Origin of the sequence: Gaiella sp. (assembly GCF_039915195.1) — a bacterium.
Classification (GTDB): domain Bacteria; phylum Actinomycetota; class Thermoleophilia; order Gaiellales; family Gaiellaceae; genus Gaiella.
Map to the genome: position 1 here is coordinate 1 of NZ_JBDSNT010000079.1, position 9,985 is coordinate 9,985.

The window sequence follows — 9,985 nt, forward strand, 5'->3', positions numbered from 1 at the left end:
GAAGGCGTACGGCACGGCCGACGTGTTGACGGTGGACGAGATAGACCGGCCGGTGATCGGACCCGACGAGGTGCTGGTGCAGGTCCACTCCGCCGGGCTCGACAGGGGCACCTGGCATCTGATGGCCGGTCTGCCCTATGCCGCCCGGCTGGTCGCCGGCCTTCGCGCACCGAAGAACCCTATCCCCGGCCTCGACGTGGCGGGTGTCGTGGTTGCAGCCGGAACCGAAGTAACGCGCTTCCAGCCCGGTGACGAGGTGTTCGGAGTCAGCAAGGGCTCGTTCGCCGAGTTCGCCGCCGCCCGCGAGGACAAGCTCGCGCGCAAGCCGTCGAGGCTCACGTTCGAGCAGGCCGCCGCGGTGCCCGTCTCCGCGATGACCGCGTTGCGCGGACTGTGCGACGTCGGCCGGCTGCAGGCTGGACAGAACGTATTGATCGTCGGCGCCTCCGGCGGCGTTGGCAGCTTCGCCGTGCAGATCGCCAAGGCAACGGGAGCGGAAGTCACCGGGGTCTGCAGCACCGACAAGCTCGACCTGGTGCGGTCGATCGGCGCCGATCACGTCATCGACTACACCCGCGAGGACTTCGCCGATGGTGAGAAGCACTACGACCTGATCCTCGACGTCGGCGGCAACTCAGCGCTCTCACGGCTGCGGCGTGCGCTCGCCCCCAGGGGCGCTCTCGTCATCGTCGGCGGCGAAGGCGGGGGCAACTGGATCGGCATGGGCCGCCAACTGCGGGCACTAGCCCTCTCACCGTTCGTCGGCCAGCGCCTGACCATGCTCGGCCCCAAGGAGCACTACACCGTTCTCGAACGCCTCAGCGAACTGATCGACGAGTGCCAACTGGTGCCCGTGGTCGAACAGACCTACCCGCTCAGCGACATGCCCGATGCCATGCGACAGCTGGTAGCCGGACGGGCGCGAGGCAAGCTCGTCATCACCGTCAGCGACGCGATCGCGCCGGCGGGCCAACCCCACACCGTGTAGTCACGAGGCCCGTGAGGCCGATCCGCCTGCTCGAGGCGGAGGGCGATCCCGCCCGCTGCGGCCGGGATCGCCCGTTGCGTTCTCCACGGCGAGCGGAGAGAGGCGTCGCCCGCCGGTGTGTCTCGATCCGGGCTTCGCGATTCGTTCGCAGCGGTGAGGCACCTATGCACCGCGTCAGCTCGTGGCCTGAGAGAGGACCGGAGCGTCGCGTTTGAACCCCTTGACGGTGCAGTAGATCCCGAGCGACAGTTCCCATAGGAACTCCGGGATCGTCGCGAGGGCCTGCACGGTGCCGCCGGCGTCCCAGACGTCGAGCAGCACGCCGATCCCCGCGATGATGATCAGTGGGCCACCGATGAGGCCGAGCATCGCCATCCCTCGCGGTACGAGGCGGGAGCTGTACATCAGGTAGCCGAGGATCAAGCCGTTTCCCCAGCCGACGACGAACCCGGGGCCGAGCAGGAACGTCCAGTCCTTGAGCGCGGCGAGCGAGACGGCGAGTGCGGAGGCGCTCGGGTCGTCTTGACGCAGGCTGACGATCCCGAGCACGAAGATGATCCCGGATGCGATGAACATGCACTCGACGAGGCGCGCGGCGACGTAGCCGAGGGAGAGGATCTCGTTCTGGCGCCTCAGGATTGGATAAACCACGACTGCTGTCGCAACGTTCGCGATGATGAGGAGGAGCTCGAGGAGCACCCCGAGGTAGACCTGGCTGTCCTTGCCGCCACCGGCGATGTACGCGGCCGGGTCGTCGAGCACGGACTGGAAGAGCGCGAGCGCCGGTATCGAGGTGATGAACGTGAGGAGGAAGAGCACTCCGAAGATCCGTGCATTTCGCTGGTCGGACTCCATCGGTGTGTCCCTCATTTCTTGTTGGGATCGTCGAGAGTAGTCGAGATCGCTCATTTCAGCCTTCCTGCCGTTTGCGGCTCACCAGCCGGGCGCGGAACCCGTGAAGGTGGGGCATGAGCCCGTAGATGACGATGGGTACGGCGATCGTTGCGAGCACGAAGGTGCGGAGCACGGACGGCATCGGGCTGAGCCAGTCGCCGACGAGGAGGTTGATCGCCGTCAGGGTCGGGAAGACGCAGAGCCAGATCATGAGCGCGAGCTGGTGTTTCGTGGGTGGCGGGACCCGTGCAGGAATGCTTTCGGTCGGGTTGCTCATCGGGATGTCCTTTCGCGTTGGTTGGTTGCTGGTGCGGATCGCACCGCGGCGCTACGCGTCGAGGGCGCGTTGCGGATGTCTTCCGCGACGAGGTCGTTGTTGATGTCGATCCCGGCTGCTGAGCCTTCGCCTGCAGCGGTGATGACCTGTGCTCGCGGGTTGCTTGCGTTGCCTGCAGCCCACACGCCGGGCATGGTCGTGCGGCCGGTCGCGTCGACCCGGGCGATCCCGCTTTCGTCGACCTCGAGGCCGAGCGACCGCATCAGGGTGTCGTCGCGGGCGTGGAGCGCGGGCCTGATGAACAGCGCCGTCCGCGCGATGGAGCTGCCGTTTGTGAGCTGGACGGCGTCGAGGCGGTCATTCACGATCGACAGTCCCGCGATCTGGCCGTCGCTGACCTCGATATCGCGTGCGTCGAGCACCTGGCGTTCGGTCGACGTGACCGGGTGGGTGTGCGTGAAGAACACCAGCTCGGACGACCATTGGCGCAGGAGGTGCGCGTAGTCGACCGAGCCGGGGCCGGTGTTGATGACACCGATCGGTTGGTCTCGAACCTCCCAGCCGTGGCAGTAGGGGCAGTGGAGGAAGTCTCGGCCCCAGCGCTCGCGCGCACCGGGAATGTCGGGCAGCCGGTCGACCGCTCCGGTCGCGAGGAGAAGCCGTCGCGCGGTCAGGGCCGGGCTCCCGGCGAGGCTGAGCGTGAAGCCGTTCGTGACCTCGATCACCCGGTCGTCGATGATCTCGACGCCGTACCCCAGGGTCTCCGAGCGGGCCGCTGCGAGGAGCTCGGCAGGCGGCATGCCATCACGCGACAGAAAGCCCTGCATGTGGGTGGCCGGCGCATTCCGCGGCTCGCCCGCGTCGATCACGGCTACCCGCCGCCGCGCCCGACCGAGCACCAGCGCCGCGCTGAGACCCGCCGCGCCGCCGCCGACGACCGCCACGTCATAGGACTGTTCTTCCATTCCAGGCCTCCTGAGTTGTGTTCCTCCACTATGGGTTTGGGCGCTCCATCCGGCTACGAAAGTTGCTGTTTCCGGGAAACGGTGGTTAGCTGAGGCAATGGCAGACCCGCCGACGATCGCGACCGTCCTCGCCGAGGTCGGCCCCCGCCTCAAGCGATTGCGCGCCCGACGGCGTGTCACCTTGACCGAACTGGCCGCAGCGACCGGGATCTCGAAGAGCACGCTCTCCCGATTGGAGACGGGCCAGCGCAAGCCCAGCCTCGAGCTGCTCCTACCGATCGCTCAGGCTCACCAGGTGCCTCTCGACGAGCTGGTCGGCGCTCCGGAGGTCGGCGACCCCAGAATCCGGCCGAAGCCTCGGAAACGCAACGGTCGCATTGTCGTTCCTCTGACCCAGACACCGAGCGGCATGCACGCCTGGAAAGTGATCATCCCACCCGAGCCTGGGGAACCCGAGCTCCGTATCCACGAGGGCCACGAATGGCTCTACGTCCTCTCCGGGCAGCTGCGCTTGATCATCGGGGACCGCGACCTCACGATGGGGCCGGGCGAGGTCGCCGAGTTCGACACCGGCCTTCCGCACTGGTTCGGCCCGGCAGGAGATCAACCGGTCGAAATCCTCAGCCTGCTCGGCAGGCGCGACGACCACGTCCACGTCCGCGCCGCAAGTCGATCAGCATCTGCAAGCTGCAGAACGGACGGAGCTCCGCGCGCGCGGAGCCCCGTCCGTCACGATCCGGCCAGCTAACCCCAGAACGCGTCCCAGGCGTGCAGGTCGAAGAAATACTCCCGCCCGTCGAGAACCCGGCCGTCTCTGATTTCGAAGACGATGCAGCAGCTGACGTCGAGGGTCTTGCCATCCTTCTGCGCCGTGTTCTGGTGGATCGCGATCACGGTTCCTTCCTCGTTCGCCACCACGTCTTGCAGGTTGGCCTGGAAGGTGCCGGCAGTGAGGCCGCCGTAGGAGCCGAAGTGGCCGAAGACCGCGTCGCGGCCCTGGAAGCTGCCGCCGAGAGGGCTCCGTCCGGGCGTGTGCCAGCAGGAGCCCTCGTGGAAGAGCTCCGTGAGGGTCTCCATGTCGGCGGTGTTGAACGCGGCGTAGCCCCGGCGAACGAGCGCGGCGTTCGGGTGTTCGGTGACGATGGTGCTCATGCTTCCTCCTTGGTCGATGACCAGAGGAGAATGGTCCGGGAGCGTCGAGGCGCGCATCGGGCGAACGCCCTATTCCACCGGACTGCCTACCCGGTGTGCACGAGGTCGTGCTGGAAGGCCCAGAGCGTCGCCGCCGCGCGGCTGTTGACGCCGGTTTTCCGGTAGACGTGCTGCACGTGGTGCCCGACCGTCTTCGGCGAGATCCCAAGCGCCTTCGCGATCTCCTGGTTCGTCGCGCCTCGCGCCAGAACGAGAAGCACCTCGAGCTCGCGATCGGTGAGCCCCGCGGCGAGCTCTCGCGGGCGTCGGCGTATGAGGTGGCCGGCGGCGGCGAGCACTGCGTCGACGGCCTCCGGGTCGAGCCGTCCCTCACCGACCTCGCGAATCAGCTCCGCTTCGGCCGCCTCGGCATCGAGCGCAGGCCGGTAGGGACGAGCTTCACGCATCGCCGCGTAGCAGTCGGCGGCCGCGAGGATCCGTGCAGCCTGGTCGAGCGCCGGCCCACGCGTGCCGCGCTGGTATCCCGAGCCGTCGAGTCGCTCGTGATGTGAGCCGGCGACGAGCCCGATCGGCGCGAGTGCCGGCGACTGCGCGAAGGCGCGCTCCGTGAAGTGGGGGTGGAGCCGCACGCGCTCCCACTCGCCGAAGCCGAGAGCGCCAGTCTTCTCCCAGATCGCGTTCGAGACGCCCACGCGGCCGAGATCGTGCGCGAGCGCGGCGCGGCGGATCAGCGTGACAGTGTCGGCGGGCAGGTCGAGGCGCCAGGCGGCTGCCTCGGCAAGATCGGCGACGCCTGTCGAGTGCTCGCGCAGCCACGGCGTCTTGAGATCCGTGAACGCGGCGATTGCGAGGAACGCCGAGTCGACCCGCTCACCGGCGATCCAGATCTGCGGAAACGGCTCGACCTCGAGCGCCTGCTCCCAGATCCGGGTGTCGTCGAGCTCGGCGAGGATCCCGCCGAGATGCTGCGCGGCGAGCGCAGCGAGATTCGGGTCGTAGGCGGAGCCGGAGCGTCGCTCGACGACGAGGCGCGCCTCCTCCGGCCCGGCAGCCGACAGGAACACCGAGACGTCCCGCGCGATGTGGAGAATCCGCATCGGCAACGGGATCCCTTCGCCGCTCGCCACACCCGGGAAGCCGTTCCCGTCCCAGCGCTCGAAGACGTGTGCAAGAGCCGCCTGTGTTCCTTCGCTGAAGCCGAGCCAGGAGGCGAAGCGCTGTGCTACCTCGCAGTGCATTGCGAACGTCTGGCGAGCCATGTCGAGCCCGTGCAGGATCGCCTGCTCGATCATGACGGCGCGTTCCTCGGCGGTGCGGCCGAGGCCGACGTTCGACTGCAAGTACTCGACGATCTCACCCACCTCGCCCGCGTCGACGAGCGCGAAGGCTGCTCGCGGCGCGATGTCGTCGCCGTACAGTTGTGCCGCTTCGTGCCCGTCCGACGTGCAGCCGGATGAGTGAAGGAGGGCGACGTAATAGGTGTCGACGAGCTCCTGCTGCGAGGCGCCGGCAAGCTCACCGAGGCGAATCGCGATCACCGCGGTGCGCAACGCGTGTTCGAGCGGCTGCCCGGTGCCGAGGTCGGTCGCGAGCGAGAGCGCGCCGACAACCTCGGCCGCGCGAATCGGCTCTTCGGCGACCGACCGTGGCGTTTTTCCCCCGGAGGTGGCCGACGGCATGGCGCGATTGTATGCCCCTACGATCGCCCCGGCTCATGAGGCACCGTCCTGCTGTCGATGCATAGTGGGTCAGCGGTTGGATGACTGGTGCCGGCGTCTTTCGGGAGGTCGAAAATGAGGTCAGGCAAGATCCTTCGCCACTCTGTGAGCATTGACGAGCAGGAGGTTTTCTCGCTGATCCACAGGGCCGTGGCGTTGCACGAGTTGCAGCCGAGTCGCTTCACGGGTCGTGTCGCCACCTGGGCCGAGCATGCGGAGCGTCGGTACGGGGACGCGATCAATCCCGTCATGACCTACGTCGAGAACGGGCCTCATCGCGTCTCGTGGATCTACCACGAGGGAGTGGACTGGCGGTCGGGTGAGCGGTTTGCCGTCTACCACCTCGTCTGCGACTGCATTGCCGGCGTGGAGGGCAACTCTCCGCGGGAATGCGTGGACTCGATCCTCGGCTGCGGCGCCGTTCTCCGGGCGCTCCAGAAGAGGGCGGCCTTCGTCGATCACACGTATCGAACGTGCGAGATCCTCGCCGCGCTCCGCGACCCCGAGACGGGAGACTTCGAGCAGCCCAACACCTTTCACAAGTTCGCCGTCCAGACGATCGCCAACGTCCTCGAGCTCGATGTACGGCATCCCGACGAGTGGCCGGCCAACCTGATCAGCGGCGAGCACCGGGTCAGCGTGCTCTCGACCCTCTTCCAGCTGCACCCCGAGGTCGTGAAGTGGTATGGCCGGATGCTGGAGGAGAGCGGGGTGATCGAGGACTTCGACGGGGAGATCCTGAAGCTCAGGCCGGAGGCGCTCGCGGCGTAGCGCCCGTGTCAGCGATTGGAGTGCGCTCCGGTGAGGGGCGAGCCGAGTGCCCGCTGTACACGAGTCCTGTTCAACCCGACACGAACCCGGCACAGAAACGACACGAAGTCGTCTCGGGTTGAACGGTAGGATTTTGGTATGACGAAAGGTGATACAGTCATTGCTGTGCCCGATCGTGCCATCTCGGTTCGCCTCGACCCCGATGCGGATGCGGCGCTCGACCAGCTCATCGCATCGGGACTGACGCAGTCGCAGGCGATGCGGCTCGCGCTCGTCGAAGCAGCACGACGTCGTGCGGGCGACAGCTCGCTCGCGGCCGAGGCGGCGCGGCTGGCCGCGGATGACCCCGACCGTCGCGAGATCGCCGACGTGCGCGTGTTCATGGACGGGCTTCGTGCAGCGTGGTGACGTGGTGCGCCTGCGCGCACCTCGGGGCGCGCAGGCGCACGAGCAACGGGGTCTGCGCTACGGAGTCGTACTTCAGGCCGGCGATCTGCTCGCACTGTCCACGGTGATCGTCGCGCCGACGTCGATGAGCACTCAGCCTGCGTCGTTCCGGCCAGAGATCACCGTCGCCGGCTCGCGAACGCGCGTGCTTGCCGACCAGCTAACGGCGGTCGATCGCTCGCGCCTCGGAGCCACGGCCCGCTCGCTCACGTGGGAAGAGCTCGGCGATCTCGACCGGGCTGTTCAGGTTGTCCTCGGCCTCGGTCGCTGAGGGCTTCCGTGCTCATCCTGGGTGGCGTGTTCACCTGCACGGGAGAAGCCGGACATCCTCACCCTCGCCGACCTGATCGCGCACGGCGAGTACCGAGCGGTCGTCGACAGGACGTATGCGCTGGACGATGTCGTCGACGCGCATCGCTACGTCGACACGCACCGGAAGAAGGGAAACGTGGTCCTGGCGATCCGCTGAGGACGGAGAGTCAGCCGGGAGGCCGCCGACACCGAGCGAGACGTCCGAGCAGCCGGCTCGGAGGCCCTGCGGGTGCGAGGACTCCGGCATGCGCCCGACCGACGCGGCGTCCTTCTCTGCACAGAAGTCGTCCCAATGCACTACGGCGTGAAGCTGCTCGCCGGCACGTCTCGCTCGTCGAACTCGATCGCGCGAACGAGCCGTTCGGCGACGATGCCTGGGTCGAGCCCGGGCCGCATCCTCGGGGGCTCCCCGTGAAGCGGGCGGCCCGCAAGGCCCGTCTCCGTATGCGGCGGCCGGGCGTCGATGACGGAGATTCCCCGCGGGCGTACCTCGCGAGCGAGAGCCCGAAACCCCGCAGAGATTCCCGCTTTGGCCGCCGAATAGGAGACGAGTCCCGCCGTCGGGACCTCGGCGACAATGCCGCTGATGTTGAGCACGAACCCGCCGCGCGACAGGGCGGGGATCGCAGCCCGCGCGAGAACGAGCGGGCCGACGAGGTCGACGGCGACGATCTCGTGGAGGATGTCGATGGGGATCGTGTCGAGAGGGCCGAAGGCAACAGCGCCTGCGCAGCAGATAACGCCGTCGAGTCCTCCGAGTGCGCCTGTCGCTGCGGTGACGAGTGGCTGAGCGGCGGCGGAGTCCGCGAGGTCGAATGCGAAGATTCGGCCGGCGTCGACCCCGAGATTGCCGAGCCGGGTCGGGTCGCGCCCGGCCACCGCGAGGTGCGCCCCGCGAGCCGCGAGCGCGGTTGCGGTCGGTACGCCCAGGCCGCCCGAGGCTCCGACGATCAGAATCCGCGCCCCGGCGAGCGATCGGGTTGGCGTGGGGGAGACGCTCATGACGACGGTGTCGTGGGCGCCCTGCCCGCCGGGACGGCGCCCGCTCCGGCGACCGAGCCCAGCCTGCGCACAGCGGCGACGAGCTCCTCCGGCGGCGTGCGGTCGGCTGCGTCGGAGGCAAGGTGCAGGAAGACGATCTGCCCGTCCTTGTCGACGACGACGTCGGCGCCCAGTTGCAGGGTGTCGTCACCCTTGGTCACGCTGACGCGCTCGCCTGCAAGAAGCGCACGAGTGCCCGCGATCGCGACCCGGGGTCGCAGTAGCCAGAGCGGCTTCGGTCGACGGGCACCGAGCGCCTTGTACAGCGTTCGCCTCGGGTCGGCGATGACGAGGGCATCTTCGAGAGAGAGCTCCTCTCGCCAGCCGGCGGCTCGATCGGCGCTCTGCGGTGTGACGACGACCAGTCGCGCGCCTGCGGCCTCGATCTCTTCGGCGGCCTCCACGACACGGCGGAGGTAGGAGCGGCAGACGTTTCAGCCAGGGTGCCGCGCGAGGTACACGACGGCAGGGTGACCGAGAAGGTCTCGTTCGGTGACGGTTCGTGCGTCGGCATCGACCAGTTGAAATGCGGGGAACGGCTTCATGAGACAAGTATACATGATATTGGACATAAGTAGGACAAAACCTTGATAGAGTACCCCCCATGCCCACCGCATCATCCGGCCACGTGGCCACTCCGCGTCCCGATCACCCGCCGGGTACGACCTACGCGCGCGCTCGCTTGCGCCTCGGGATCACGTCGGTCGGGACGCTTGTCGTTCTCAGCACTGTGCTCCTCGTGCTCGACGTTGCGGAGATTGTCCTGCCGGAGTCCTCGTCGTGGGCGTTCGGCGATGTCGCGTGGCTTGCGCTTCTCGTCGGCGCCTACGTCGCGGTCTCTGCACCGTTCGATCTCCTCGGTGGCCAGGTATTGCCTCACCGGTACGGGCGCCCGGTAGCCGCTAACGGCTTCGCGCGGGTTTGGGCCCGCGGCGTTGCCGCACACGGCGCGTGTCTCCTCGCCGTCGCGGTCGTTCTCCTCGCGGCCGGCCGGGCGGGTGGGGACGCGGGAGCCCTCGCTGCGTCGTTCGTTCTCATGGTCATCCTTCTGGCCGCGCAGGTTCCGCTGGCCCGGCTGGTCGGCGCCGTTCGTCGTGAGGGAGACCGTCTGCGCGGTTCCGATCCGTCGTTCGTCGGCGGCATCGTCGGAGTTCCAGGGTTCGATCGGACGATGCTCTCGGCCGCGTGGACGGGGAAGACCGCCGAGGTACAATCGGCGCGCCGTGAGGCCGTCAGGCGCAGTGGATCGCGCGCGCTCGGTGTGGTGGCGGCAGCGCTCTTCACGTTCATAGGGCTCGCCGCCGTGCTCCTCGGGACATCCGCCGCGGCCAACTCGGTCACCGGCCTCGCCAGGCTGACGCTCTGGATGACGCTCTGGTCGTTCCTCGGGCTGCTCGTCCTCCCGTCGCTCTCGCGCTCC

Annotated in this window: 13 protein-coding genes and 1 pseudogene; 7 read left to right on the forward strand and 7 right to left on the reverse strand. The window is 68.1% G+C overall.

The window, feature by feature from the left end; all coding sequences use genetic code 11:
* A partial coding sequence (locus ABIR74_RS08095) for an NAD(P)-dependent alcohol dehydrogenase (RefSeq protein ID WP_348176877.1) occupies positions 1–988 on the forward strand: 988 nt, incomplete at its 5' end.
* A 174-nt stretch (positions 989–1,162) separates the two neighbouring features.
* Here ABIR74_RS08095 and ABIR74_RS08100 read toward each other — a convergent pair.
* The 3 genes from ABIR74_RS08100 to ABIR74_RS08110 are packed head-to-tail and all read right to left on the reverse strand — an operon-like array spanning position 1,163 to position 3,124.
* Complete coding sequence (locus ABIR74_RS08100) at positions 1,163–1,858, reverse strand: DUF4386 domain-containing protein (protein WP_348176879.1); 696 nt, start codon at positions 1,856–1,858, stop codon at positions 1,163–1,165.
* Positions 1,859–1,898: 40 nt separating this feature from the next.
* Positions 1,899–2,159 carry a hypothetical protein gene (locus tag ABIR74_RS08105; RefSeq protein WP_348176881.1) on the reverse strand — a complete coding sequence of 87 codons (261 nt, stop codon included), beginning with the start codon at positions 2,157–2,159 and terminating at the stop codon, positions 1,899–1,901.
* Complete coding sequence (locus tag ABIR74_RS08110) at positions 2,156–3,124, reverse strand: NAD(P)/FAD-dependent oxidoreductase (RefSeq protein WP_348176883.1); 969 nt, start codon at positions 3,122–3,124, stop codon at positions 2,156–2,158. Before ABIR74_RS08110 ends, ABIR74_RS08105 begins: the two co-directional genes overlap by 4 nt.
* A gap of 97 nt (positions 3,125–3,221) precedes the next feature.
* Here ABIR74_RS08110 and ABIR74_RS08115 point away from each other — a divergent pair, with 97 nt between their 5' ends.
* Positions 3,222–3,872, forward strand: a complete 651-nt coding sequence (locus tag ABIR74_RS08115; protein ID WP_348176886.1) for an XRE family transcriptional regulator — start codon at positions 3,222–3,224, stop codon at positions 3,870–3,872.
* Here ABIR74_RS08115 and ABIR74_RS08120 read toward each other — a convergent pair.
* Complete coding sequence (locus ABIR74_RS08120) at positions 3,869–4,276, reverse strand: nuclear transport factor 2 family protein (RefSeq protein WP_348176888.1); 408 nt, start codon at positions 4,274–4,276, stop codon at positions 3,869–3,871. The two genes, ABIR74_RS08115 and ABIR74_RS08120, sit on opposite strands and share 4 nt — an antisense overlap.
* Before the next feature lie 86 nt (positions 4,277–4,362).
* Positions 4,363–5,955 carry an HD domain-containing phosphohydrolase gene (locus tag ABIR74_RS08125; protein WP_348176891.1) on the reverse strand — a complete coding sequence of 531 codons (1,593 nt, stop codon included), beginning with the start codon at positions 5,953–5,955 and terminating at the stop codon, positions 4,363–4,365.
* A 144-nt stretch (positions 5,956–6,099) separates the two neighbouring features.
* Between ABIR74_RS08125 and ABIR74_RS08130 the strand changes: the two genes are divergently transcribed.
* From ABIR74_RS08130 to ABIR74_RS08145, 4 genes are all read left to right on the forward strand, one after another.
* Positions 6,100–6,765: a hypothetical protein gene (locus ABIR74_RS08130; protein ID WP_348176893.1), complete on the forward strand. Its 666-nt coding sequence runs from the start codon at positions 6,100–6,102 to the stop codon at positions 6,763–6,765.
* Between the two features lie 138 nt (positions 6,766–6,903).
* Complete coding sequence (locus tag ABIR74_RS08135) at positions 6,904–7,173, forward strand: ribbon-helix-helix protein, CopG family (protein WP_348176895.1); 270 nt, start codon at positions 6,904–6,906, stop codon at positions 7,171–7,173.
* On the forward strand, positions 7,106–7,483 hold the full coding sequence (locus tag ABIR74_RS08140; protein ID WP_348176897.1) for a type II toxin-antitoxin system PemK/MazF family toxin: 378 nt from the start codon (positions 7,106–7,108) through the stop codon (positions 7,481–7,483). The genes ABIR74_RS08135 and ABIR74_RS08140 overlap by 68 nt, the downstream gene beginning before the upstream one ends.
* Positions 7,484–7,504: 21 nt before the next feature.
* Complete coding sequence (locus ABIR74_RS08145) at positions 7,505–7,681, forward strand: zinc-binding dehydrogenase (RefSeq protein WP_348176899.1); 177 nt, start codon at positions 7,505–7,507, stop codon at positions 7,679–7,681.
* A 140-nt stretch (positions 7,682–7,821) separates the two neighbouring features.
* Here ABIR74_RS08145 and ABIR74_RS08150 read toward each other — a convergent pair whose 3' ends face one another.
* Positions 7,822–8,526, reverse strand: coding sequence for an SDR family NAD(P)-dependent oxidoreductase (locus tag ABIR74_RS08150; protein WP_348176901.1), 705 nt, complete (start codon positions 8,524–8,526; stop codon positions 7,822–7,824).
* Positions 8,523–8,984 (reverse strand): annotated as a pseudogene (locus ABIR74_RS08155) (peroxiredoxin-like family protein); the annotation flags it as partial. The pseudogene ABIR74_RS08155 and the gene ABIR74_RS08150, both read right to left, overlap by 4 nt.
* 185 nt (positions 8,985–9,169) lie before the next feature.
* On the opposite strand from ABIR74_RS08155, the gene ABIR74_RS08160 reads away from it, so the two are divergent.
* The coding region (locus tag ABIR74_RS08160) for a hypothetical protein (RefSeq protein WP_348176903.1) at positions 9,170–9,985 on the forward strand (816 nt) is incomplete at its 3' end.

Coding starts and splice junctions, on each gene's coding strand:
- ABIR74_RS08125 (WP_348176891.1), bottom strand. CDS start 5,955: ATGCCGTCGGCCACCTCCGGGGGAAAAACGCCACGGTCGGTCGCCGAA.
- ABIR74_RS08120 (WP_348176888.1), bottom strand. CDS start 4,276: ATGAGCACCATCGTCACCGAACACCCGAACGCCGCGCTCGTTCGCCGG.
- ABIR74_RS08110 (WP_348176883.1), bottom strand. CDS start 3,124: ATGGAAGAACAGTCCTATGACGTGGCGGTCGTCGGCGGCGGCGCGGCG.
- ABIR74_RS08135 (WP_348176895.1), top strand. CDS start 6,904: ATGACGAAAGGTGATACAGTCATTGCTGTGCCCGATCGTGCCATCTCG.
- ABIR74_RS08115 (WP_348176886.1), top strand. CDS start 3,222: ATGGCAGACCCGCCGACGATCGCGACCGTCCTCGCCGAGGTCGGCCCC.
- ABIR74_RS08100 (WP_348176879.1), bottom strand. CDS start 1,858: ATGAGGGACACACCGATGGAGTCCGACCAGCGAAATGCACGGATCTTC.
- ABIR74_RS08105 (WP_348176881.1), bottom strand. CDS start 2,159: ATGAGCAACCCGACCGAAAGCATTCCTGCACGGGTCCCGCCACCCACG.
- ABIR74_RS08150 (WP_348176901.1), bottom strand. CDS start 8,526: ATGAGCGTCTCCCCCACGCCAACCCGATCGCTCGCCGGGGCGCGGATT.
- ABIR74_RS08140 (WP_348176897.1), top strand. CDS start 7,106: ATGACCCCGACCGTCGCGAGATCGCCGACGTGCGCGTGTTCATGGACG.